Annotated in this window: 23 protein-coding genes and 1 pseudogene; 8 read left to right on the top strand and 16 right to left on the bottom strand. The window is 31.0% G+C overall.

Annotated elements, in window-relative coordinates:
- The first annotated feature begins 929 nt into the window (after positions 1 to 929).
- Entirely contained in the window at positions 930 to 1,241 is a 312-nt protein-coding gene (locus AABL85_RS16600; RefSeq protein WP_341310910.1) for a helix-turn-helix domain-containing protein, read from the top strand.
- Positions 1,242 to 1,255: 14 nt separating this feature from the next.
- On the opposite strand, the gene AABL85_RS16595 is transcribed toward AABL85_RS16600, so the two are convergent.
- Entirely contained in the window at positions 1,256 to 1,636 is a 381-nt protein-coding gene (locus AABL85_RS16595; RefSeq protein ID WP_341310909.1) for a Fur family transcriptional regulator, read from the bottom strand.
- An 85-nt stretch (positions 1,637 to 1,721) separates the two neighbouring features.
- On the opposite strand from AABL85_RS16595, the gene AABL85_RS16590 reads away from it, so the two are divergent.
- Entirely contained in the window at positions 1,722 to 2,645 is a 924-nt protein-coding gene (locus tag AABL85_RS16590; RefSeq protein ID WP_341310908.1) for an NAD(P)/FAD-dependent oxidoreductase, read from the top strand.
- Between the two features lie 44 nt (positions 2,646 to 2,689).
- On the opposite strand, the gene AABL85_RS16585 is transcribed toward AABL85_RS16590, so the two are convergent.
- The 3 genes from AABL85_RS16585 to AABL85_RS16575 form a co-directional block, all read right to left on the bottom strand.
- A complete protein-coding gene (locus AABL85_RS16585; RefSeq protein ID WP_341310907.1) occupies positions 2,690 to 3,490 on the bottom strand; it encodes an SDR family oxidoreductase in 801 nt (266 codons plus the stop codon).
- Between the two features lie 83 nt (positions 3,491 to 3,573).
- Positions 3,574 to 4,128, bottom strand: a complete 555-nt coding sequence (locus AABL85_RS16580; protein WP_341310906.1) for a Crp/Fnr family transcriptional regulator — start codon at positions 4,126 to 4,128, stop codon at positions 3,574 to 3,576.
- Between the two features lie 54 nt (positions 4,129 to 4,182).
- Complete coding sequence (locus AABL85_RS16575) at positions 4,183 to 5,379, bottom strand: MFS transporter (RefSeq protein ID WP_341310905.1); 1,197 nt, start codon at positions 5,377 to 5,379, stop codon at positions 4,183 to 4,185.
- 94 nt (positions 5,380 to 5,473) lie between these two features.
- On the opposite strand from AABL85_RS16575, the gene AABL85_RS16570 reads away from it, so the two are divergent.
- On the top strand, positions 5,474 to 6,364 hold the full coding sequence (locus AABL85_RS16570) for an AraC family transcriptional regulator (RefSeq protein WP_341310904.1): 891 nt from the start codon (positions 5,474 to 5,476) through the stop codon (positions 6,362 to 6,364).
- 76 nt (positions 6,365 to 6,440) lie between these two features.
- Here the strand turns inward: AABL85_RS16570 and AABL85_RS16565 are convergent, their stop codons facing one another.
- Positions 6,441 to 8,054, bottom strand: coding sequence for an FAD-dependent monooxygenase (locus tag AABL85_RS16565; protein ID WP_341310903.1), 1,614 nt, complete (start codon positions 8,052 to 8,054; stop codon positions 6,441 to 6,443).
- Positions 8,055 to 8,155: 101 nt separating this feature from the next.
- Here AABL85_RS16565 and AABL85_RS16560 point away from each other — a divergent pair, with 101 nt between their 5' ends.
- Positions 8,156 to 9,115, top strand: coding sequence for an AraC family transcriptional regulator (locus AABL85_RS16560; protein WP_341310902.1), 960 nt, complete (start codon positions 8,156 to 8,158; stop codon positions 9,113 to 9,115).
- Between the two features lie 37 nt (positions 9,116 to 9,152).
- On the opposite strand, the gene AABL85_RS16555 is transcribed toward AABL85_RS16560, so the two are convergent.
- Both AABL85_RS16555 and AABL85_RS16550 read right to left on the bottom strand, forming a co-directional pair.
- The gene (locus AABL85_RS16555) at positions 9,153 to 10,130 is read right to left on the bottom strand and encodes a zinc-dependent alcohol dehydrogenase family protein (protein WP_341310901.1); all 978 of its coding nucleotides are present in this window, start codon (positions 10,128 to 10,130) and stop codon (positions 9,153 to 9,155) included.
- A 25-nt stretch (positions 10,131 to 10,155) separates the two neighbouring features.
- Positions 10,156 to 11,025: an alpha/beta hydrolase gene (locus AABL85_RS16550; protein ID WP_341310900.1), complete on the bottom strand. Its 870-nt coding sequence runs from the start codon at positions 11,023 to 11,025 to the stop codon at positions 10,156 to 10,158.
- A gap of 199 nt (positions 11,026 to 11,224) precedes the next feature.
- Between AABL85_RS16550 and AABL85_RS16545 the strand changes: the two genes are divergently transcribed.
- The gene (locus AABL85_RS16545; RefSeq protein WP_341310899.1) at positions 11,225 to 12,097 is read left to right on the top strand and encodes a LysR family transcriptional regulator; all 873 of its coding nucleotides are present in this window, start codon (positions 11,225 to 11,227) and stop codon (positions 12,095 to 12,097) included.
- A gap of 41 nt (positions 12,098 to 12,138) precedes the next feature.
- Here the strand turns inward: AABL85_RS16545 and AABL85_RS16540 are convergent, their stop codons facing one another.
- From AABL85_RS16540 to AABL85_RS16505, 8 genes are all read right to left on the bottom strand, one after another.
- A complete protein-coding gene (locus AABL85_RS16540) occupies positions 12,139 to 12,528 on the bottom strand; it encodes a RidA family protein (RefSeq protein WP_341310898.1) in 390 nt (129 codons plus the stop codon).
- A 91-nt stretch (positions 12,529 to 12,619) separates the two neighbouring features.
- On the bottom strand, positions 12,620 to 13,186 hold the full coding sequence (locus tag AABL85_RS16535) for a Crp/Fnr family transcriptional regulator (RefSeq protein WP_341310897.1): 567 nt from the start codon (positions 13,184 to 13,186) through the stop codon (positions 12,620 to 12,622).
- 59 nt (positions 13,187 to 13,245) lie between these two features.
- Positions 13,246 to 14,199 (bottom strand): alpha/beta hydrolase, encoded by a 954-nt coding sequence (locus tag AABL85_RS16530; RefSeq protein WP_341310896.1) that lies wholly within the window; start codon positions 14,197 to 14,199, stop codon positions 13,246 to 13,248.
- A 93-nt stretch (positions 14,200 to 14,292) separates the two neighbouring features.
- Positions 14,293 to 15,192 carry a hypothetical protein gene (locus tag AABL85_RS16525; RefSeq protein WP_341310895.1) on the bottom strand — a complete coding sequence of 300 codons (900 nt, stop codon included), beginning with the start codon at positions 15,190 to 15,192 and terminating at the stop codon, positions 14,293 to 14,295.
- Positions 15,193 to 15,198: 6 nt separating this feature from the next.
- Positions 15,199 to 17,271 carry a TonB-dependent receptor gene (locus tag AABL85_RS16520; RefSeq protein WP_341310894.1) on the bottom strand — a complete coding sequence of 691 codons (2,073 nt, stop codon included), beginning with the start codon at positions 17,269 to 17,271 and terminating at the stop codon, positions 15,199 to 15,201.
- A 10-nt stretch (positions 17,272 to 17,281) separates the two neighbouring features.
- Positions 17,282 to 17,977: an ABC transporter ATP-binding protein gene (locus AABL85_RS16515; RefSeq protein ID WP_025125908.1), complete on the bottom strand. Its 696-nt coding sequence runs from the start codon at positions 17,975 to 17,977 to the stop codon at positions 17,282 to 17,284.
- Positions 17,971 to 19,317, bottom strand: a complete 1,347-nt coding sequence (locus AABL85_RS16510) for a DUF3526 domain-containing protein (RefSeq protein WP_341310893.1) — start codon at positions 19,315 to 19,317, stop codon at positions 17,971 to 17,973. The genes AABL85_RS16515 and AABL85_RS16510 overlap by 7 nt, the downstream gene beginning before the upstream one ends.
- 1 nt (position 19,318) lies before the next feature.
- Positions 19,319 to 20,740 (bottom strand): DUF3526 domain-containing protein, encoded by a 1,422-nt coding sequence (locus tag AABL85_RS16505; protein ID WP_341310892.1) that lies wholly within the window; start codon positions 20,738 to 20,740, stop codon positions 19,319 to 19,321.
- A gap of 762 nt (positions 20,741 to 21,502) precedes the next feature.
- Between AABL85_RS16505 and AABL85_RS16500 the strand changes: the two genes are divergently transcribed.
- The 3 genes from AABL85_RS16500 to AABL85_RS16490 all read left to right on the top strand — a co-directional run bounded on the left by AABL85_RS16500 (position 21,503) and on the right by AABL85_RS16490 (position 25,174).
- Positions 21,503 to 22,450: an AraC family transcriptional regulator gene (locus AABL85_RS16500; RefSeq protein ID WP_341310891.1), complete on the top strand. Its 948-nt coding sequence runs from the start codon at positions 21,503 to 21,505 to the stop codon at positions 22,448 to 22,450.
- A 563-nt stretch (positions 22,451 to 23,013) separates the two neighbouring features.
- Positions 23,014 to 24,216, top strand: coding sequence for a GTP-binding protein (locus AABL85_RS16495; protein ID WP_341310890.1), 1,203 nt, complete (start codon positions 23,014 to 23,016; stop codon positions 24,214 to 24,216).
- 40 nt (positions 24,217 to 24,256) lie between these two features.
- Entirely contained in the window at positions 24,257 to 25,174 is a 918-nt protein-coding gene (locus tag AABL85_RS16490; RefSeq protein ID WP_341310889.1) for a DUF4625 domain-containing protein, read from the top strand.
- 154 nt (positions 25,175 to 25,328) lie between these two features.
- Here the strand turns inward: AABL85_RS16490 and AABL85_RS16485 are convergent.
- Positions 25,329 to 25,499 (bottom strand): annotated as a pseudogene (locus tag AABL85_RS16485) (RteC domain-containing protein); the annotation flags it as partial.
- Between the last annotated feature and the right edge of the window lie 44 nt (positions 25,500 to 25,543).

Here is a 25,543-nt window from a genome sequence, read left to right as displayed (position 1 = left end):
ATAGAGCAAATGTATTAAGTAATTATGCTTATTTAGAATAATTAAAAATAATTACCTTTTGTTTAATTGTTAGGAATGATTCTAAATAATAAGTTCTTTTTTTTAGCTCTATTAAATACTAATTATCTGTTTTTAATGTTAAAAAAATCAAAACGAAATAATCTGTTTATCTCCTAAAATAGGATGATTATTAAGGCTAAGGGCTTAAGTAAAGAGTAAAGAATAGTAAAAGTAGACTACTTCTTTGTAGAGAAATGACTATTATAGCACAGATAAGATACAGGAATATAATCAACTTGTAAAGAGGAACAATAGAGCAATGATGTAATAAGATAGATTAAAACATTCATTGTATTTATTTAGCAATTTTTTTGATATAGTTAAAAGATTAACAAGTGTTCGATTTTTAGGGAAGCCTACAAATCTAATAGCACTTGTTGTAATGATAAGGATTAGGTTTGATTCCCACAGCAAGTTAGTTAGATTTCATTTTTATAGAAGCACCTAAGTTTTCTTTGAAGACCTTGTCATAGAGGTATTTTTAGCAATAATTAAAATCTGAGTAGCAATTTTCACATTTTTAAAAATTGTTATTTCAAAATAGCTTATTTACTTTGAATTTAGCCTAGTATTAAATCAGCTATTTCTTCTTTATAATTCCTTTAAGGAAAAATTTCTTTTTAGTGGAACATGAATATCTATAGTTAATGTGAAGCAACAATCTTTGCGATCAACATATAGAGAAGTTTAAAATTGATATACGGTTATATAAACCAGTATGGACTGAAGACCTATAGGGGGGTATTCATTGTTTTTTTTGAATTTCAACAAATCTATGACGCGCTTATTTTATATTTACTATGATTTAGCTCAAGGATAGTAACTAAAACAATGGCAACAAGAAAAATGATACAGTATCTAAAGAAACAATTTTAGCACTAAGAAATGCTATTGAATTACTTAGTGGAAAGTGGAAGTTTTGTATTCTTAATCATCTATGTACTAATGGAGTAATGCGATTTAAAGACTTGCAAGAACACGCGAAGGGAATTTCTCCTAAGGTATTGTCTAAAGAACTGCAGGAGTTGGAGGACAATCTATTAATTACTAGAACGGTTAATTCAACCAAACCAATCACAGTATCTTATAGTCTTACTGAGCACGCTCTAGAGAGTTATCCCGTTTTAGAATCTTTAATAGAATTTGGACAAAAACACAGAAATAAAATTAAAGATAAATAGAGTAATTAATGTGATTAACTACACTCTGGACAAATACCAGATATAGTAAAATTAACAGACTTTATTTTATAGTTTTTAGGTAATGTAAATGAAGGTTCCACTTCTGTGAGACAAGTAGTATTTAGGCATCGTTCACAGGTAAAGTGAATGTGGTTATGATTGTGCTTTTCTATTGTACAATGTTGGCAAATAGCATATTTGATTGTGCCTTCTACAGTCGCTATTTTATGAATAATTCCTTCTTCAGTTAGGCGATCAAGTACTCTGTAGATAGTTACTCTATCACAGATTCCATTTAATGTAGCAAGTATCTCTGCGTGAGATAAAGCAACTTCAGAATTTTCAATCAGTTTTACTATTTCAGTTTTGGCTTGTGTGTTCCTAGTTTGTTTCATGATGTAAAATAATATTGCAACAATGTTGCATTTACAAATTTAATCATTATTATTGCAACAATGTTGCATTAAATAAAATTAAACCATGACATATAAAGATCAATATGATGTAATTATTGTTGGAGGAAGTTACGCTGGGCTTTCTGCGGCAATGGCATTAGGCCGTTTATTAAAATCTGTTTTAATCATTGATAGTGGTTTGCCGTGTAATAGACAAACACCACACTCGCATAACTTTATTACCCAAGATGGGCAAACGCCTTTTGAAATATCAACAAAAGCAAAAGATCAAGTTTTAGCTTATAAGACTGTAGCATTTTACCAAGGCTTAGCAGTATTAGGTAAAGAGATAGCAATTGGCTTTGAAATTAAAACAGATTCAAATGATGTTTTTAAAAGTAAGAAGTTAATCTTTGCTACAGGAGTTAAAGATATCATGCCTAATATTAAGGGAATAGGGGCTTGTTGGGGTATATCAGTTATTCATTGTCCCTTTTGTCATGGATATGAATTTAAAGATAAGAAAACGGCTATTTTGGCTAATTCAGACAAGGCAGTTCATGTAGCTTCTTTAGTTAGCAATTTAACCAAGGATATTACCATATTAACTAATGGAGCAAAAGAGTTTACTTTAGAACAACAAGTTAAATTAGAACGAAATAACATTTCAGTGATTGAAAGCCCAATTATAGAAGTTAAACACGAGAAAGGCTATATTGAATCAGTTGTTTTTAATGATAACTCCAAATTGGATTTTCAAGCCATGTACGCAGCTGTAGCTTTTGAGCAGCATTGTATGATACCCAAACAGTTGGGGTGTGAGCTAACAGAGATAGGTTATATTAAGGTTGATGCTTTTCAAAAAACAAGTGTAGATGGTATATATGCTTGTGGTGATAATACCAACATGTTTCGATCAGTATCAGCTGCAGTAGCAAGTGGATCTCTGGCTGGGGCTATGGTTGTCAAAGAACTTACTGATGAGTATTTTAATAAACAAAAACCGTAACAACTAGATTACGGTTTTTATATTCTGATTAGTTAGTAAGAGATTTAAAAGTATCGTTTTTGCATGGTATGCATTACGGTTTCAATACCTTCTTTTTTAAGCCAATCATATTCTTTAGTTGCTAGATCACCAGCTGTATAGTGAAGTTGATCTTTATCTTCTATGACTGTTTGATAGATTACAGCAGCAATATCTTGAGGTATATCACGTGTAGCACTTGAATCTTGTTTCATTGCTATTAAGTACTGATTAAATAGCGTTTCATAATCTGGATGCGAAGCGATTTGAGCATTGCTACCAAAGCTTGTCTGCATATAGGCAGGAACAATGGTTTTAATCTTAATACCAAATTGGCTTAACTCGTAACTCATGCCTTCTGTCCAGTTTTGTAAAGCTGATTTTGTAGCAGCGTAAACTGAAACAAAAGGGTAGGAGATGTTTGCTGTTGAAGAAGTAACAGTTAAAATAGTCCCTTGTTTACGAGCTCTGAAATAAGGCAAGAATGCCTTTGTAACAAGTAAAGTTCCAAGAAAATTAGTATTTATTTGTTGAGATAACTGATCATCTGTTATTCCTTCAAAAGGACCAATAAGTCCATAAGCAGCATTATTAAGTAACACATCAATAGGTGCTATTTCTTCAGCTTTTTTTGCTGCATCTATAATCTGAGAAGGATTAGTAAGATCTAGTTTTAAAAGAAGAACATTTGGTAGTTGATTTAGTTCTGTTTCTTTTTCAGGTTGACGCATAGTAGCAATCACCCTCCATCCTTTACTTGCAAATAGTTTAGCTGTTTCTTTTCCTAAACCAGAAGAGGCTCCTGTTATTAAAATTGTTTGTGTCATTTGTTAAGTTGTTTTTTAATTACCCTACAAAGATTAAGAGATAAAAAAACAACGGATTTACCATATGGTAAAAAGAAACGAGACTATATGTTTTTTCGAATTCTACTTAAAGATTGCTGCGTAATACCAAGATATGAAGCAATGTAAGAAAGAGGTATACGATTGACAAGTGTTGGGTATTTTTCTAAAAACTCTAAGTATCTAGTGGTTGCATCTTGAGAAATTAAAGGGCTTACTCGCTTTAGTTTTTCAACAAGAGCCTGTCTGTTTATTTCTTGAATGATATGCTCTAACTGTGGAATTTCTAAAAGAATCTCATTCCAGTCTTTATTTGAAAACACAAGTAACTCACAAGAGGTAGCTGCTTGTATATATTCTGTAGAAACATTTTCTTTTAGGTTTGAAATTAAGTGATTTTCCTCCAGAAATATTTTGGTGACTTCTTGTCCTTTATCATTGTAATAGTAGATTCTAAAGATACCTTCTACTATAAAACCAACCTGTTTTAAAACTTTACCTGATTCAATAAAATGATCATCTTTATTTAATTGAATTTTGGTAGCTTTATTTGTTATAAAGTTTATTTGAGATTCATTAAAAATCTCAAATAAACCTAGAAAAATGATGAATTGTTCCATAGGAATAAAGGTACTAATTCTCTCAATAGATATTGAGTTTAATTGGGATCATTTTTAAGATAATGTGCTTGTTTTTACTCTATTCGAGATAATAACTATTGCAATTAAACAGGCGATTGCTGCAAAAAAATACACCGAACTATAGGTAAAGTATCCTGCTATTAACCCCGCAATAGGCCCTGTAATACCAAGTGAAATATCAAAAAAAGCAGAGTAGGCTCCAAGAGCAGTTCCTTTGTTATCAGGAGATACTCTTTTTAGGATGATAACCCCCAAGGCAGGAAAGATTAAAGAAGCTCCGATACCTGTTAATGCACAACCAATAATGACCCAGGTTTTTGAGAGAGCCAAAAAGATAATTAATTGTCCTACTATTTCTACAATAAGTGATAAAACAGCGATTTTATGCCCACCAAATCGATCTGGTAAGGATGAAAATAGGACACGGATTATTAAATAAAAAAAGCCAAAAAAGAAAAATGCTAAGGATGCATCTCCCCAGTTTTTTTCCATAAATAAAAGTGTTATAAAAGACACAATACATGCATAAGCAACAGAGGAAAGTCCTAATGTTAACCCTTCGTTTATTATTAGTTTGACTACCTGAAAGAAACTTACTCGTGTGTGTTGTTTTGAAATCTTAATCTTTGGTAATTTTGTTGTAGCCATAAAACAAATTAAAGGAAGTATAGCGATTAGGGCGAGGATATAAATAATATCTAAAGCTAGGTCTTTAGATAAAAATATACTCAGTGGAGCTCCAACTGTTATTCCGCCGAAAATAGCTATGCCAGTCCAGCTCATAAATTTACCAGACTGCTCTATTCCTAAAAGACTAATCCCCCAAGAAAGAGAACCTGTTAGAAGAAAACTTTCTCCTATACCATGTGTGATACGACCTAAGATAAGAATTGACATGAGAAGAACAGGATTACTTTTGAACAAAATAGACAGACAGTAGAGTATACCTGTTAGGATAATCAGACTAACCCCTATATAAAAGCTAGTATTTGCTCCTTTGGTGTCCGCTGTTTTTCCAGCTATGGATCTTGTGGCTAAAGTGGCGATAAATTGTACACTAACAACTAAACCAATAGTAAAGTTATTTATCTCTAAGTTATTTTTTAGATAGGCAGGTAGAATTCCTAAAACAACCCCTAAGGTTACAAAGATGATAAAGACAGAAATAACTAAAGGGATAGCATTAGAAGTAAATTTTCTGTTTGCTAATAGGGTTGATCTTGTTTCCATTTTTGATATTAATTAAATTTTGTTTTGCAATATTATGTTTTACGTAAGGTTTATAAGTGTATTATATTTGCAGTATAATATACTATATTGTAAAGTGAAGAATAAATCAAAAGCTATAATGATTGAGTATGCTTTAGAAGCTTCAATTAAAGTCTCTTTTAAGTCTGTATTGGGTTTAAGAGAAAAAGAAGGTGTCTTTTATGCACATAAACATGAAGATTATCAAATTTTTTGTATTCATGCAGCTTTCCTTGTTAGCATTGGTGATACTGTGTATCCACTAAAAAAGGGAGATATTTTGGTTATAGGAAAAAATGTACCCCATTCTATTAACTATATAGATGATCCTTTGCAGAAACTAGATTATTCTGCGCTTGGTGTTATACATTTTAAACAAAGTCTTTTTCCAATTAATATGCATGAAATAGGAGAATTTGAATACATAAGAAAGCTTCTTGTTTCTAGTAGTCAAGGTATTGTTTTTCAATCTGAGGGTATTTTTAAACGTCTAACATCGAAGTTGCGTTTTATAGATCGTACCACAGGTATTGGGCGAGTAAGTACATTATTTTCTTTACTTGAAATGTTGGGTAAAACGAATGATTATAAAGTAATATCTCCTTATGAGTTTAATATAGAGAATAAAGCTATCGGTTTTAAATCAGCGATTCAAAAAACATTTGATTATATCTATGATAATTTTGATCAAAATATTACGCTAGAGCAAATTTCTACTTACGCCAGTCAGAATTCAACAGCTTTATGTCGTAATTTTAAAAATGAAACAGGACAAACAATTTTTCAATTTATAAATAAACTAAGAGTAAATCACACATGTAAGCTTTTGTTGGAAACTGAAATGACTGTATCGGAGATTGCTTATTTATGTGGTTACTTGAATTTAGCTCATTTTTATAGACAATTTAAACTTTTGAAGCAGCAGAGCCCTAACGAATATAGAAAGGTCAATAAATCACCCCAATAAACTTTAAATAATGTTTATTGGAGTGAAAGGATTTGTTGTTTGTTTAATGGGGACTTAGATTAGGGGGTTACAAAGGCTACTTTATACTAAGTATTTCTTTGAGACAATTTAATAGATTATGTTCTGGATCATTAGTGGATAATCTCGCTGCTACAAAACCATCAGGACGCACTAGTATAGCATCAGATAATGTTGAATTGGTTAGCTTAGTCCACTTATCTAATACAGTAGAATCTAAAAAATGATGTAACTCAATATCTATATTTAGTTCTTGTTTTGTTTCTGCCCAAGCTTGAATCCAGTAATCTGAATACTGATTAACAACAAGGGTAAAGTTATAGTTAACCCAGTCTAGAGTAGATACAGTTTGCTGTTTATCTAACCACATATGGGGTAGACGTGTACCTATGACTCCTGTGTACGAGATCCCTGATATAAATTCAGTAGGTAGTTCTTGTTTGTTATTAATAGCTGTTGAATTATAACTATAATCAGGAAGCCCTATTAATAGATCTCCTTTTTCAAGTAATAGTTTATCTCTTACAAGGCCATTATCATCGGCTAGCTCACCAGATAGATTTGCGTAAAAAGCTCCTACGTTTTGCCTTTCAATATCATAGGTGTTAAGTAACTTTTTATTTGCTTTACCTTGTAGAACTAGTTTTAGCTTCCAAATAAGATTGTGTACATCCTGAATTCCAGCACTAGCACCTTTACCTGCATAAGGAGTCATTGTATGGGCTGCATCTCCCACAATAAAAATATTATCCTTAGCTATTTCTTTGGCAATTCTAACTGTTAGTTGCCATGGCGAGAGATTTAAAATACTTATTTCAATGTCTGAATAACCAAGTACTTTATATAAAATAGGAAGTATACTTTCAGATGTGAAACTATCACTATTTTGCTTTTCAGGATTGTATTTTAAGTGAAAAGCCCATTTGTCTTTATTGTTTATAGACAATAAAAAACCTGTAATTTCTTCTGTATCTATAAGGAGCTGACTAAATTCTTTTCCTTTTACGATTGCGGATAGATCCGCTTTAAAGTAAATGTTTAATAGATTAGTCCAAGAACCATTACCATAGGTTGCAATATTAAGTTGCTTTCTAGTGGGGCTATTTGCCCCATCAGCTGCAATGATGTATTGAGCCTCAATTGTATACTGATTACCTGTTTCTCTATTTTGAATAATGGATGTAGTTGTATTACCATGTTGTTTAAAACTTAGCATTTGATGATAGAAACGAAGGTCTTGTCTCTTATCTATAAGTTTATCAAATAATACCTTTTCGCTTAAATCTTGGGTACAACGACAACCTATTTCAGGTGATTTTTCTCCTAAATGTTTTAAATTTTCAAGCTCACTAGGATAGGTTATTTTACCTATGATTTTGGAATCAGTCTCAGCCAAAGCATCTTTTAAGTTATTTCCTCTTAATATACCCCAAGAAGGAGCAAGTTCTTTTCCAGCTTCACGTAGATTTTCTGATAGCCCAAGCTCTCTGTATATTTCCATTGTTCGAATATCAATTGTTCTTGCCCTTGGTAAAATAGAAGTTGTTTTGTGTTTTTCAACCAGAATAAAATCTATATTACAACGCTCTAAAAGTAGTGCTGCTGTTAGACCAGTAATTCCTCCACCTATGATTAGAACACAAGTTTTATTAGGTTTATTTATGTTTTCCATCTTTTTTATTTTGTTACAAATCTCCTTGTTTTACAAAGAGAATTTGTGCACAAAAAGGATTAAATTGTACCAGTTTTATAAATGATATAACAAGTAAAGCATTGAAGGAAAAAAAGCAAAATATTAATTATCAGGACTTAATTACATTTCATCAGCGTGGAAAGTTTTTTGATCTTTTGTTTGACATAGGGGATAAGCAAGGTACAATGAAAATCTACCAAGGAACTAATTTCATTATTACAGATACTCAGTTTAGTACTAAGGAAGACACTTTGTTATGGTCACATATAAATAGAGAAGGACTAGTTGAGTTTAATTTTGTTGTAAAGGGCAGTTTTATTCAATCTCAAGAAGGCTTGTTTGATCAATTGGTTTACCCTCAGGGATCTCATAATTGGCTGTACAATCCTTTAAAGAAGGAAACCAATCAATTAATCGGTCAAGGAGAGTACCAGTTTATTAGTATTTATTTGAAATTAGAGTATTTTACTAGATTATTAAGCTTAACTCCTTTATACTTTAATCAAATAAACCTAAAAGCACCTTGGGTTAAACACGGACATGATGCAAGACTATCAAAACGCTTACTTTACCTTTTAAGGAATTTATGGGATAGCCCTATTTCTGATAAACTACATAGACTTTATTTTGAATCTACAGTTAATCAAGTTTTTTGTGAGCAAATAGAACTTTTGTTTACAAAAACAAAACAAACAAAAGAGAATTTATTTCAAAGACAGGATGTTGAAAAACTACATAGAGTAGCTTCACTTATTGAGCAAAATCTGTATAATCCAATCTGTATTACTACTTTGTCTAAAACAAGTGGACTAAATGAATATAAACTAAAGAAAGGTTTTAAGCAGCTTTATGGAATGTCTATGACTAATTACTTACAAAATGTAAGAATGAGTAAGGCTAAGATATTATTACAAGAAACAGACAAGACCATTTCTGAAATTGCTTATGAGTTAGGGTTTTCACATTCACAACATTTTCATCGAGCGTTTAAAAAGACTTTTGATACAGTACCAAGTGTATTTAAAAAAAATAGCAGATAAATTAAATTATCTGCTATTAAAAGTATAACTTTTATAATTAAAGAATTTGATGTTCAACATCTATGGCAATTTTACCATAAAAGTCTTTATCACTAGACCTTGTTTCAAGTAAATCATGTGCTTTACCAATGTCTTCTAAAGAAAATACTTTAGTTACAATCGGCTTTAGTTTTCCTTGTTCTACAAGTTTGGTAAGTTCATCTAGTTTATTTCTGTTTTGTCTTGTAAAGACAAAGTGATAGGTTGCATTTTTGCCCCAAGCTTCAATAAGATTTTGTGGCTGGGTAATATCAACTAGGGTAACTACTTGACCAAGTTGACTTAAGACTTTTCCACTATCAGTAAGTGTTGTGCCACCAATGGTATCAATAATTACATCGACTCCTTTATTATGGGTTAATTCATTGATACGATCAATATAGTTCTCCTTAGTGTAATCAATTACATAATTAGCTCCGAGTTCACGTAAAAAGTCGTGATGAACTTCTCTTGCTGTTGTATATACTGTTGCTCCCATAGCTTTGGCGATTTGAATCGTTGGTATTCCAACCCCGCCAGCTCCTCCGTGAATTAAAATGGTTTGATTGATTTTAAGCTTGGCTCTAGTCACTAACATTTCCCATGCTGTACCAGCAGCTAAAGGAAGGGTAGCAGCCTGTAAATGGCTAATGTTTTTTGGTTTTAAAGCAATAATAGATTCATGAGCGCAGTGATACTGGGCGTAACTTCCTGGGCCGTTGAATATCTCAGGAGAGTAATATACCTGATCTCCAACTTTAAAATTTTCAACGCCTTGACCAAGTTCTACAATTACTCCTGAGACATCATGACCTGTGATAACAGGTAGAGATAACTCATTTTTGTAATCTCCTCGACGTACTTGATAATCTAAAGGATTAATTGATGTTGCCAATACTTTAACTAGTACTTCTTTAAATTTTGGTTTTGTTATTGGTACTTCTTTTACTATAAAGTTAGTAACTGGCCCAAATTCTTCTAATATGGCTGCTTTCATTATATGTTGTTTTTGTGTTTATAAATTAATTTGATAGGTTATTTAAAAATTCAAGGATCTCATTTCCAATCTCATTTACATGAGTTTCTAAAGCGAAGTGACCTGTATCATAGAATTTTAAAGTAGCATTTGGTAAATCCTTTTTGTAAGCTTTAGCTCCTTCAGGTAAGAAATAAGGATCCTTATCTCCCCAAACAAGTAAGGTTTTTGGCTGATAAGTTCTAAAGTACTCTTGAAATTTAGGGTATAGAGCTACATTTGTTTGATAGTCTCTAACTAGGTCTAATTGAATTTCGATATTTCCTGGTCTATCTAAAAACTTTTGATCAAGCGTGTAGGCTTCAGGAGCAATTAAAGAAGTATCTTGAACTCCTTGGTGATACTGAAACCAGATTGCTTCTTTAGCAACAAAACTATGTAGTGCTTTTCGGTTTGCATCCGAAGAGTCTCGCCAATAGCGTTGTATAGGATCCCATTCTTCGCTTAATCCTTCCTTATAGGCATTTCCATTTTGAGAGATAAGTGCAGTTATTTTTTCTGGGTTATTCATAGCTAATCGAAACCCAACAGGAGCTCCATAGTCAAACACATATAACGCAAATTGTTTTAGTTGTACTTGCTCAATAAAAGATTGCATGATCTTAGCAAGGTGATCAAACGTATAATCAAACGCTTTGTGATCTGGGGCATCAGAAAAACCAAAACCGGGTAAGTCAGGCGCTATAATATGGTACTGTTTACTTAGAATTGGGATTAAGTTTCTAAACATATGCGAGGATGTAGGATATCCATGTAAAAGTAGAAGGGTAGGTTTATCAGGGTTTCCTGCTTCTCTATAGAAGATATTTAATCCCTGAACTTTAATAAAGCGATAGTGAATTGAATGGTTTTCCATGATTTTATTTTTTGAAATTAAATTTGATTGTGCATAAGTGCTTGTTATACTAGAAACACCAAAGGTTAATAGTGTAGCAACTAGTAGTTTTGTTATTTTGTTTTTCATCTTGTTGTTTTGTTTGTCAAAAATATGTTGGATATTTGATTACTGAAAACGATTAATTATGATTGTATAAATCATAAAAAGTGATATTAAAATGAATACAAATGATTTGAAAATATTTGAGGCTGTAGCGGAGAGTGGTAGCTTTACTAAGGCTGCTGAACTAATGTTTACTGTTCAATCTAATGTAACAGCAAGAATTAAAAGCCTCGAAGAAGAGTTTGATACCAAACTGTTTTCAAGAACCTCGCGAAGAGTTGACTTAACAGAAGAGGGGAAGATATTAATGCGTTATGCCAAAGAGGTTCAGCACTTGGTTGAAGAGGCTAAAAATGAGATTAAAAGCAGTGATATTGTAACAGGACATTTAGCCATTGGATGTATGGAGACCACTATGGCTTTAAAAGCACCTGAGATACTACTTTCTTTTGCACAGAAATATCCAAATATTGATTTAGAGTTTAAATCAGAGGATAGGGATGTACTTATCTCTGATGTTTTAAACTATAAACTCGATGCTGCTTTTGTCTCAGCACCACTGAATACTAGTGGACTTGAGAAAATTAAGATCAAAGACGAACAGCTTGTTATTCTAGCATCTTCAAAACAACCAAGCTTAAATAAATTAGTTACACAAGAACCCTTAAAGAGTATTGTATTTGATAACGGTTGTATTTTCAGAGAGCGCTTAGAATCATGGTTTACCCATAAAGGAGTTCATAATTATAAGAGTATTGAACTTAATTCGATAGAAGGGATTATAAACTTTGTAGAGGCAGGACTAGGTATTAGTTTACTTCCTGAGGAGATTATATCTCAGTACTATCAAAATAGAAGTATATGTACTTATCCAATTAACAAACAATTAGGTACTATGACTACCTTACTAGTTTATAGAAAAGATAAAACTCCTTCTAAAGCGCTTCAAAGTTTTATTGATATGTATAAACAAGACTTAACATTATAAAAAAGCAGATGCTATAATTCCATAGCATCTGCTTATAAGTATTATTTTACAACTGTAGCTTCAAGTTCTACTGTTAGATTTTCAAATAATCCTTTTACCTCAAGTACTGTTGTTGCTTGCTCGATTTTGTGTTTAACAAGCCACACTTGTAAAATAGTAAAGTGTTGCATAAGCTCAGTGGTAGAAGTAGTATAGATATTTAATCTAACAATGCCTTCAAGGGAGTAATTAGCTGTTTTAATTACCTCTTCTAAGTTTTTAATAGAGAGTAGAAGCTGAGCTTTCATATTAGCATTACTTGAAACTCCATTAGTGTCAATGGCTACTTGACCAGAGCAGTATAATGTACTTTGAGCATTTTTAACTTCTATTGCTTGAGCGTAGTTGCGCTGAGATTGCCATTGCCAAGGATTAATAGCTGTTTTTATCATTTTGCTTTCTTATTTTAAGTTATATAGCAAATTTGATATTAAACGCTTAAATCAGCAGTTGAGCTATATCACAAATAAAAAGTGAGGAAGATCACTTTAAATCTAATCGGCTTAGTGTTTCTCTTGAGACACCAAGATAGGCAGCTAATAGAGATTTTGGCACACGTTGCATAATACCAGGAAAACGCTCTTGAAGTTCAAAGAACCGCTCTGTAGTATTGTTTTTCATCATGGATAAAATACGCTGCTGCCCTGCAATAAATCCCTTGTGCGTTTTATCTAAAAAGAATTCATTTATCACAGGAAGTTCTTTTCTTAGTTTATTATATCCTTCTAAATCTAAAGCATAGACAAGCGTATCTTCAATACATTCTAAACTCATGCTTGCTAGAGATTGGCTGTAGAATGCTTTTAGATCCGTTTCCCACCAGCCTTCCATTGCAAAGTCTACAATATGCTCTTTAGCATTATTGTCAGTAAAAACAAGCTTTAATAGACCTGTATCAATAAAGAACAGATAGGGGACAGGTTCTCCTTCTTGAATTAAAAATTGATGTTTCTTATATTTTTTAAACACAAAACAAGACAAGATAAAATCAAAATCCTTGTCTGTTAGGGAGATTACTTGCTCTATTTGTGCCTTAATAGTATTATTCATGTGATTTACTTTTGTTTAGGATATAAGTTCTTGTAAAGTAAAGTTACATAAGTATATTATTATAGTTGTTCTAAATGTTTACTAATCAAATCAGCAGTTTGTTTGGGATGAGAAATAAGTCCTCCATGACCTGCACCTTGAATAGTCTGTAATTCTATTGATTTAACTTTCTGTTTTATTGTTTTTGCAACAGCTGGATATACTAAGATAGAATCAGATCCTGTAATAAGTGTAATTTTGCCATTAAATTGATTAAGATTTTCTGGTTTTATATTTAACCTTTCAGGATCATTAGCTTGATCAAGCCAAGTAGTGTAACTAGCTGTCATTGTATTTCTGGCTCTTTGATCAAAAACAGAATACCAACTACCTTTTCCAAAGGCTACTTTTTCAATAAAATTAAAGGTTCCCTGTTCAATGTGTCCTTGTTCAAGTAAAGTTTTACTTTTTTGCATTTCATTCTGTACCTCTGATAGAATTTGTTTGTATTGAGTTTGTCCTTTAAGCATCCCAAAAATAGGAGGTTCATATAAAACAATACTCTCAACTCTATCAGCGTGATTATTGGCTAGTTCAATTGTGATATTTGCTCCATAAGAATGTCCTATAAAATGAGCTTTCTTAATCTGTAAAGCATCGAGTAGGGAGACGGCATCTTGGACATCCATTGATATTGTACCTTGTTCTTTATCTGGAGAAGAAGCACTATGTCCTCTTCTATCATATAAAATGATGGGATTAGTAGTAGTTTTAATTAACTCTTCTGCCACTGGTAACCAAGAATTATGATCATCCCATGAACCGTGTATAAATACAATAGGTGTACCTTGCCCTTTTTTATAGCGTATGGCTAAATCAATATCACCAGTATTGATAAGATAAAGAGGGGTATTTTCAATTGTAAAATATTCTAGTTCTGTTTTTGAAGGTGTTTGTGCAAATACTTCAATTAAAGATAACTGAAATAGTAATAAGAATATTATCCCTATTTTTTTATATAAAAACTGTTTCATGTCTTTATTATTTATTAAGTCTAAATATACTTAAATTGATTTAAGAAAAAAAACATAACCAAATAATGGCTATGTTTTTGGTAAGAAGAAATATTACATATAGTATTTACTGCTATCATGTGGAGCATCAAATGATTTGTCCCAATCATTATAAGCTTCTTCATAAGAAATATTAAACTCTTTAGCTATATCATTGATAAAACGTTTTTCCTCTTCTTCTGAGTCATCTTCCATCATTGAAGTGTAAATCTTAGCTGGAATGCGTAGATTTAAATCCTGTGTACCTAGAATTCGTTTGCTAGGGTTATTAAATGCAAATGGTTTCCCATTTTCATCTAGTTTTGTTCCTTTAACAACGTGAACAAGTAATATATTAAGATCAAATGATTTATATTTATCAGTAAAATAGAAGTATCCTTTAAGTCCTATCGGATCATTAGAAGGTCTTAGTTTGGCCGTTTCAGATATTTTATACATCTGATCTTCTGGATCAGTATCTCTATATGTGTAGTCAAAAAGGTTTAAATGATCCCCAAGATTTTGATTAGTTTTTAAGTCTTTTACATTCTTGTTTAGGAAAAAGTGTTGATGAATAGGGGACATCTCTGCAGTGGTAAATTCCTTATTCATTCTTTCTCCTTTTTTATTGTAATAAACGATTTCTAATGAATAATGCCCACCTCTAATAAATCTAAGAGGTTGAGTTGTTGAAGGTATAACATCACCTTTAGCGTTTTGTTGGTAGGTGATTTCTTGTGTTCCAATAAAGTATTTTGTTTCGGGGCTACTTGGATTGGCGTGAAACAATGTACCATGAAGATGACCTAATGTAAATTTAAAGGTCACTTTAGTCCATTCTTCATGCCCTTTGTCTATTGTCTCATCAACAGGCTTTACTGCTTGTACATCATCACTTGAACACGAGATGTTTGCTAGTAATAAAAATAAAGAAAAAAAGATTAATAGTGTTTTGTTTAAAAAATGTTTACTCATAGTGGTTTATATATTAAAAATTAAACTCAGTTTTAAATCTCGCCCTTTAGAATGAACGAAATATCGATTTAGGTCAAGGTATTCTTTGTATTGTTTGTTTAAAATATTGTCTGCTCTTATAATTACTTTGAATTTGTTTTTGTGTATTGAAAACTCTTTATCTATAACAACATTAAAAATGGAGGTTTGAGAAGGTGTAGACTTAGATAGTTCATATGCCATTGTAAAATGCTTTTTCTTTGCAAAAAAAAGGTGCTCTAGATTGATTGAGTCTATAAACTTCAAGGGGGCTTTAAAAGTGAGAATATTAATCACTTTTAAAGGTGAGATATTAGGAAGGTAATCTCCTTTATCAGTTTTCCCTTGTAAAACAGACCACTTACTACTGAGATTAAGCGTATTTGAAATGCGCGTATCTAATTGTAAATCTATTCCTTTTATAGAAGCATTGACTTGTTGAAATTGAAATAAGATAGCAGGTCCAGAAAACAATTGTTTATATTGATTTGTAGGATAGCTAAATATGTAATTGTCAAAATGATGTATAAAAGCATTTAATTGAAAATGTATTTTATCTCCATAAAAGCCTATATTATTAAACCATTTTAAAGCTCTTTCTTCTTTTAAGTTTTTATCTCCTACATAATAAATAGGCAGTCCATGTTGTTTGCCATTTACAAATAACTCATAGACCTCCGGAGGTCTCCATCCATAGGTTAAAGAAGAACTAAAAGTCCATTTTTTTAGTTGTATTTCATTTGCTAATTGATATGACCAGCTTTGATAAGATTTTTTATCACCATAGGTATTTCCTAAAAAATCTATTCCTTGTGCATCAGTAAAGTTTTTATCAAAACGAGCTCCTAAGTCTATACTACCAAAAGAATATTTATAATCTAGAAGAAAAAAAAACGAGTTTGTTAAAAAATCATAGTTTGGAATAGTTGGAGCAACGCCTGTGCCTTGCTGATTTTCATTGTTCTTTCTCCTTGTAGATACTCCAGTTTCTATTGTAAAATTATTAAGGGAAGTCTCTAAAGTGGTCTCTAGATAATGAGCAGTTAAATTAGTGGATTGAGAAGGGATTTTATTTCTGTCCATTCTTCTAACTTCATACTCTTTTTTTATGTTGTTTTGAAACGAATATTTTAATTTTACATTAAATAAATTACTTACTTTCCACTGCGTATCACTTAGTAAAAAATAATGTGTTGTTTGTTGGTAAGGATTGTCTATTTTATAGGTGAAAGGAGTTGTATTTAGGGGGCGTCCTAAAGAAATGATTTCTTCTAATTCTTCCGTATTTCCAGATAGAGCACCAAAAAAGTTTCCTTGTTTTTGATTAAAAGTATTAAAAATGATTCTTGATTTAAAGGGGATGCTATTGTAGTTTAAGGATAGATGACTATCTAAATTTCTAGAACCAGTATTCCCTACATTATACTTCGCTGTGTGATAATCTCCTTTTTTGTCACCTAACATTTGTAAGTTGAAGGACAATTCAGGTATTTTATTTATTCTACTTTCATATTTTAAATATTGATTAATTCCCTTTGTATTTGACGAGTATGTTGTTGATACCTGTACCTTTTGATTTATACTATCTGGGAGAGGTAAATTATCTAAATTAATAACACCTCCCAATGCATTAGAACCATAGCGTACTGTTTGGGCATTTCTTATTATGGCAACGAAGTCTGTAAATTGAGTATTTATTTCAGGAGCATGTTGATCTGCCCAATCTTGATTTTCTAAACGAACTCCATAGGGAAGGTAGATGAGCCTAGAGCTACTAAGACCATCAATTATAGGTTTTGAATTATTGCCTCCTACTTTTCTAATATTTACACCAGAAGAATAACTTAAAAGTTCAGCTAAGTTTGAAGCTACCATACTTTGTTTGAAATCTGTACTGATAACAGTAGTTGCTTGCTTTTTTTTGCTTTTAAGGGAGTTAGATTTTATTATTAAAGTATCTAATAATGAATTGTTTTCCATCATGTGCTTTTCTTGACAAGAGCCATTAAAATGGATTCCCAGTACTAGAAGAATAATATAAAATACAGCTTGTTTGACCATATAGAAAAAATTATATCGTTTTCATGTATAGCTCCTGTAATTCATCAGGGGTAAAATCTTTAGAATCTAACTGTTGTATTAGTTTGCCTTGTTTCATGATACCTATTTTTGTAGAGACTTTAGTAGCATTGAAAATATCATGGGTGGCCATAAAAATGGTTTTTCCTTCACGGCCAAGTTTACAGATGAGTTCATTAAATTCATTAGTAGCAATTGGGTCAAGTCCGCTTGTTGGTTCATCTAAGAATAAAACTTTAGCGTTTTTTGCCACTGCAATAGCAATTCCAACTTTTTGTCTCATTCCTTTTGAGTATCCTTGTAGTTTTTTATCATGAGCTGATTTTTGAAGACCTGTTAACTTTAAGAAGTTGGTCAATTCTTTTTTAGAATAAGAAAATCCAGCAATCTTACTGAAGAAATCTAGATTTTCAATACCTGTTAAGTCTGGGTATAGCATAACAGTTTCAGGGATGTATGCTATATCTTTCTTTATCAATTGAGGATTCTTAGTTACAGATAGTCCATTAATAAAAGCCTCTCCCGATGTTGGTTTAATAAAACCTAGAAATATATTTATTGTCGTACTTTTTCCTGCTCCATTTTGGCCAAGTAGAGCATATACTTCTCCTTTTTTAAGCTCTATATTTAAGCTATCTAAAGCTATATTGTTGTCGTATTTTTTATGTAGGTTGATTGCTTTTAGCATAGTTTCTTTAGTTTTAGATGTGAGATAAACAGTAAAATAATAATGATAAACAGTAAGGGTAATACTAGCTGGATAATTGAAACGTTGGATTTTGCTTTGAATTTTTCTAGTTTGTGATTGCTCCAATTCTCGATTGTACTGTCTTGATTAGAAAAGATTAGGGGATAAAAATGCAAACGTTTTTCTTTATGGAAATCCTTTAATTTGTTTTCATAAGCAAGTATATTGTTTTTATCAGATAAGGCCAGTTCACTTGAAAAAGTTAAAGTATGTATGCTTGGAATAAAATAACCTACTAGTTTAGCTGTATTATTTCGTGCCTCTATTTTGCTTTGATAGGCAATAGAGGATTCCATTGATTCTACATCCGCTAAATGTTGCATTGCATAATACCATTTCCAGTTGAAATCCTTATTCATAAGGGTATCATCGCTGGTTTTAAATTGGGGATATAGGTTGTGAAATTTATCGATAGTCGCTTTTTGAGGCTCATCCCATTTATTGTGGTAACCATCTCTTTGCTTTATAACAGTTTGTAGGGCTTCCTCTATAGGAAACATTTTCTGAATAAGAACAAAACTCACCATCGGAACAATAAAGTTCATTCCTATCCAAATAAGAATTAGAGCAAGGGCATTGTAGGAAGTACTCTTATTGTTAGCTACTATAAAACGGCATAATACAAACCAAAATATAATGTATAAAAAGCCAAGTAAAATAAGTAAGCTAAAAGTTTTGTCAAGTGGAATTTGAATCCAAAATTTAGCAATTAGTAGCAATAAAAAATAGAGAGAACTAATAGATAGAAATCTTATTATGAGCTTAGTATCTATTATTTTTTTAATATCTCCGCTTTGTAAAGACAATAGTTTTAATGTGCCACTTTCTTTTTCCTGTGATAGAATATTAAAATTAATGGCAATTATAATAAGAGGAAAAAGGAAGATAAGTACAAAACTAAAATCAAAATTTCCTGCAACTGCGCTAGTTGGATTATAGAAATCAGTATTGTATTTCTGCTCTTCCAAATTTCTAATAGTCACTCCTTTGACAGATGGTGTGAAATCCCTCATACCAATATTTAAAGCAGTTAGTTTATTAGGTTGATTAAATAAATGAAACTTGATATTGTAAAGAGTGGATCCTATATGATTTTCATGTGATGCGTTTTTTTGAATACTTTGCTCTTGATATAAAGTTGCATCTTGCATTAACTGACTATTTTTTTCAAGGAACGTAGCTCCTGTATGTATGGCTAATATTCCTAAAAGAAATAGTAGTATGAGTGAAAATACATACACTTTATTTTGAAAGAATTGTTTATATAAATACTTATTCATTTTAATTGAATTTAAGTTTTTTAATACTTAGTGATATGATTAAAAGACTGATAACAAACCAAAAAACTAAGGCAAAGAAGATAGATAGTTGAGTCTGTAAACTAGTTAGTAAACTTGTGTACTGGTAATTAAAATCAGGTAAATTCTTCCAATTTTCTTTGCTAATGATTTCACTTTTAGAATTGTCATTGCTGATATGTTCTATTTGCAAATCATTCATGTATTGAGCTAATTGATAGCGATAATCTTCTGCTTGTTTTTGAAATATTTTATAAGAGTAATAATCTGTAGCACAGATCATTGTTGAAAAACTTTTAATTGCCGTTATTGGATTCAAATAACTAGAGTACTGTGTTATATGGTATTGTTTTTCAAATGTGTTTTCAAGTTCTTTAATTTTTTTATTGTAAATAGAGGTACTAATTTTCTCACCTTGTTTCATTATAAAACCACCATAGTTAAAGGGAAGTTTATTTACATTATCAACATTGTAGTGATTAAGCAGCGAATCTTTAATTTGAGAAAAATAAGGGTCATTAGGATTGTGGCTATCACCAACCTTTAGGATCTGTTTTTCAAGTTTGGTTTCAAAGGCAATTCTTGATTCAGTTGGATAACTAATCTGAGCAATATATTGCACAGTTTTAGGTAGAATAATAGTCATTAAAAGCCATATGGTAATTAGGTTAATTAGTGCCATAGCGGAACTTTTACTTAGCGTTGAAATCCCTATAACTACTGTAGAAAGTAAAAAATAAAATACAATATATGAGACAGCTAGTATTAAACTTCTTGATAGAATATCTAAAAAAGAGCTTAAATGACTAGAGCTTATCAGTCCAATTATTATTGGAAATATGGGTAAAGAAAGCATTAATGAGTAAAACCATAAACCAAGGTTTTTTCCCAAAATAATAGATTTATTTGGGGCTCCTTGAATACTTAATAGTTTTAGTGTATTTGCTTCTTTTTCTTTTGTTATTAGGTTAAAGCCAACAAAGAAAATAATAAGCGGCAGTAAAATTTGAAAAATAAAAGCTGGTGTAAACACTCCAAAGCGTACAAGTACACCTGAGCTATTGGCTTCTGAAATATTGGCTGTATTTTGTTTATGAGCCTCTAAGAATATAACATTACCTAGATAATCGTCTAATCCATTGTCAAATATACTCATAGGGTGAGCAAGCCTAAAAACAAGATAACCATAATGAGCCATTCTATGAGGATGTTTATCAGGTCTATTTTCCCATTTTTCTCTTACTTCAGTACGATAAGATTCAACAGATAATGCATGTGTGTCAAATTTGGTGTAATTAACAAAACAGCTAAGACAACAAATTAGCCAAATTCCAAAAAGGATATAGAGATTTATTTTTTTATTTATAATATCTCTAAAGGTTTTTTTAGCGATTAGTTTAGTCATTAAAAAGTGATTTATGATTTTTTGATTCTAATAGAAGAAAGCTTTGAAAAGCAATATTTACTTAAAGCTTGTGGGACAAAACTAACAGATAGAGATAAAATAATTATTATAGGAATCGCAAGTATTACCTGTCTCGTCTTTATTATTTCGCATCTCGTCAGTCTTTTTTTATTGAAAATTTGCTTAGTACCAAAGAATCAAATAAGAGAGTTATTGTATTATATCAGGAATTAAAGCATATTAGTTAAAAAGTTAATTACTAATTACGTCATTTACTATTCCGCTTTGCGTCTTAGGTTAATTCGCTCTAATGTATATATTTGCAACTGAGTAATTATTACTTATTCTATATCAAACAAAACAATGCATAAGTATAAAAAGTATATTGTTATCTTTTTTGTGACTATTTTCAGTATACTGAAATTAGTTAACCTACATTGTTATACCCATAAGGTAGATCACATTGATGGAAAACCTTGTCATATATGTGAGCTAGTTTTACTTGATAATAACACTCCTTTACTCTTAAGTCAGGAGATTGTGTTTTCTGTGGTATTTGTAAAAGCGAAGTACTACATAAAAATTACGTATTACCCTTTAATTATATTGTCAAAGAATATAGTTAATACTCTTTTTTCCCGACCACCACCTTTTTTAATAATTGATTTGTAACAGTTGCTATACTAACATTTTTTAGTAGAATTAATTATTTTATTGGTTTAAGACACAGACACAGGATAAGTGTCTTATGTTATATTTATTATGGTAGAAATAAAAGTTGATAGGAGTGAGCTTTTGCTTGCTGCTAATTCTAATATTGTACCTGAATCTGAGCTAAATGAGAAGATAATCTCAAAGGATAACTTTATATTAGATTCTTTTTCAACAGAATCAGTAATTATTGTAAAATGTGAGGTAGATGAAAACTATCTTCTTTTTTTCGATGAAAAACTCACAGAATCAGGTACAGTTGTTTTACATTTTCAGATAAGGGGGGAGTTATATAATAATAAAGAAGATTTTGAATTTAATTGCGGAGAGTCAGAGCAATTAATTATCAGGTATCCTAATGCTTTAGCTAAACATAGCTTTAGAGTAAAGGGAATTTTTTTTCGTATTTACATTAAAAGTAGTTTAGTAGATAAGTATTTAAATCAGTTTGAGATTTCTAATTTTCATGAGAATGCTCCTTATGTTTTTACAAATATTCATCCAATGCCTATAACAATATGTATGGATTTGTTATTGCAAAAACTGATTAATAATAAAAAAGAGGGTGTGTTACGAGCTATTTACTTTGATAGTTTGATTCTGGAGCTTATGCTTTTACAACTAGAACAGATTCACCAGCACCGCTGTTCTATACAATGTACCCAAATGATGATACAACTTGATAAGATGTACAAAGCAAAGGAAATACTTATTAGAAATTATAAAAAACCTCCAACATTAAAAAAACTTGCCATTGAACTTGGTACAAATGATTGTACTTTAAAAATTGAATTTAAAAAGGTTTTTGGAGTATCAGCTTATGCCTTTTTAACGGATTATAAAATGGGAATTGCTAAAGATTATTTATTGGAAGATAGATTGTCTATAGCTGAAATTAGTGAACGTTTAGGCTATAAGAATGCGACCCATTTCACTGCAGCATTTAAAAAATATCACGAATTAACCCCTAGTGGTTTTAAAGCTCAGTATGGTAAATAAGTTGAGTTGTGAAAAGTATTACTCACATCGTCTTTCTTATTTCGTATATCGTCACTATGATTTTTTTAAATGATATTACTTTTATTCAACATTAATCTTTTAATGTTTTAAGTAGAGTTTTAACAGGGATTTTCTTTCTTCATAAACAACATACCCTATCAAAATGAATTGCTGAAAATTATTATAAAAGATTAATTAGTAAAGTATTAGATTTTATGCTATGTACTTTGAATGTAGTTAGTAGGTTTTAAAATAACGCTTTTTTCTATTTAGTAGAATACTTTAGATTAATTCGCATTGATGTATATTTTCTAATTTTTTGATTTTTAATTGTGCTTATCAGTTATAGCAATGCAGAAGAATAAAAGTGTTTTGATACTCTTTTATCATACTTTTTTCAATTTATGGAATTAGTTATTCTGCATTCTATACTGATATGTTTGACTACATCTATAGTGATTTTGTATTATCTGTTTGTTTTAATAATACCAGAATCAACCCTATTATTCTAAGAATGTAAAAGCAAAAGGGATGAATATTGTATGTGAATAATAAATTTAAAAATGAAAAATAAACTACCAGTAACTGTTTTAAGTGGGTTTCTTGGAGCAGGTAAAACAACATTACTCAATCATATCTTACACAACAAACAAGGATTAAAAGTAGCTGTTATTGTAAATGATATGAGTGAGGTTAATATTGACGCTCGTTTAGTGGAGAATCAAAATATTTTATCAAGGACAGAAGAAAAATTAGTGGAGCTAAGCAATGGTTGTATATGCTGTACACTTAGGGAAGATTTAATCATGGAAGTTGAAAAGTTAGCTAACGAAAATAGATTTGATTATTTACTTATAGAGAGTACAGGAATTAGTGAACCAATTGCTGTAGCTCAGACTTTTTCTTTTGTAGATCAAGAGTCAGGTATAGATCTTTCTAGATTTAGTTATATAGATACAATGGTTACTGTGGTAGACTCGTATAATTTTTTTAAAGACTTTAGTACAGTTGAACTTTTAAAAGATCGAAAGCTCACTCCTATAGAGAATGATTATAGGACGATTGTCAATCTTTTAACGGATCAAATTGAGTTTGCCGATGTAATTATTTTAAATAAAACAGACCTAGTACAAGAGGATAATTTGAAGTTTCTTCAGACAATTCTTCACACGTTAAATCCAGAAGCGAAGATTATAAAATCAGAATTTGCAAAGGTTGACCTTAATGAAGTATTAAACACAAAGTTATTTGATTTTGAGCAAGCTCAATTATCTAGAGGATGGCAATTAGAATTAGAAAAACAAAGTCACACACCTGAGACCGAAGAGTATGGAATTAGTTCCTTTGTTTTTAAAGATCCAAGACCTTTTCATCCAGAGCGATTATGGAGATATTTAAATGAGAGCTATCCGACTAATCTAATACGTGCTAAGGGGCTTTTTTGGATTGCAAGTAGGCCTAATCAAGCACTTAATTTTTCACAAGCTGGAGGTTCTTCTAGGTTAGAGACAGCAGGAGTTTGGTGGTGTAGTATTCCCTTTAATCAAAGAATAGAAAACCCTGATTTTGTATATAACCAAGATTTAATAGAATCTCATTGGCATCCAGTATGGGCGGATCGATTAAATGAATTGGTTTTTATAGGACACCATATAAATAAGCAAGAAATTATTACAGAGCTTCAAGGGTGTTTATTGCAAGAGGATGAGCAAGTTTTATTTGATAAAAACATAGCCTTTAGTGATCCATTTCCTCAATATATATAATGATAAAAGTAAGTATGATTTAACCTAATAATTAGAAATTATGAAAAAAGAAAAAATTAGTAAGATTATTTGTTTTGTTTGCATAATATTATCCGTTTTATTTTTTAGTTGTAGTAATGATGATAATGATCAAGAATTAAAAAAGCCAACAATTGAAAATCTTGAAATAGGATATGCCAATAATAAAAAGGCCATAAGGGGTAGAGATTTCCATTTTAATGTAGATGTTATAGCTGCAAGTAAAATAGGTTTGATCAAAGTAGCTATTCTTCCTAAAAAGGAGCAAACTTATTCAAGTAAATGGCAGTTAGAACTTGTTTGGGATGAGTTTAAAGATCATCGAAATACTAATGTACATAAGCATTTTACAATTCCAAAGATTGCTCCCGAAGGTCTTTATGATTTTGTATTTACTGTACATGATCAAAATGGTTCAGTTTTCGAGTTAAAAGAGGATTTTACTATTATAGATGCAAATAGTACAGCTGTGAATCCTATTGTGGATAGAGATATGATATTTAGAAATGATACCATGATTTATTATATGGGTACTTATAATGAAAATCCATTAAAATTTAAAAAAGGTGATGTGTTTATAGGACGTACTCAAATTAAACAAATTCAAGGAGATGGTATATTGTATACAGCACTTATTAAAGATAAACTAAACCATTCTCCTGAGACAGTAGCACAATTGGATTTTAGCAAAGCTATTATTATCTCAAAGGTAGAACACAAAGGTTTAGGACCAGCCTCAAAGATTTCAACCCTTCAAAATATAAATGGGGCTTGGACAGGAGATAGTATTGTAATTGGAGCTGAAAAAGATAATCAGGGAAATAGTATAAATAATGCTAAATCTTGGGAGTCGGGTAAATATAATCTAGTTATTTTATATTATAACTCTACCTATAAAACGAGTGTTTTCAAATCTATACCAGTTTCATTGGAGCTTTAGAACCTTATTTAAAAAATAAAAACTTGTATATAATATCATTGTTAAAAGAATTTATGAAGGTCCTTTAGAGATGAATCATGTTTTAAGTCATAATAAGTAATCTAAGCATATAAATAAGTGGGGGGACCTTTTTGTCCCCCTTATGATTTAACTACTAGTAATCTTTATCCATATACTCCTCTAACACTTCCTTTAATTTATCCAAATAACACGTTTTTGACTTAGCTCTTGTTTTCATTCTATGAAAGGCATGATGTATATCTAAAAGCTTAATACCAAATACCTGTTGAAATAGTACCGCTATTTTGCGTATTTTGGAGAATCCAGTGAAATTGACCACCTAATTCCGTTAAAAGTGACCATGTCATT

The sequence above is a fragment of the Myroides odoratimimus genome (genome assembly GCF_038039805.1).
Classification (GTDB): Bacteria; Bacteroidota; Bacteroidia; order Flavobacteriales; family Flavobacteriaceae; genus Flavobacterium; species Flavobacterium odoratimimum_B.
The sequence above is the reverse complement of the archived record's forward strand: the minus strand, read 5'-3'. Positions and strand labels throughout refer to the sequence as shown.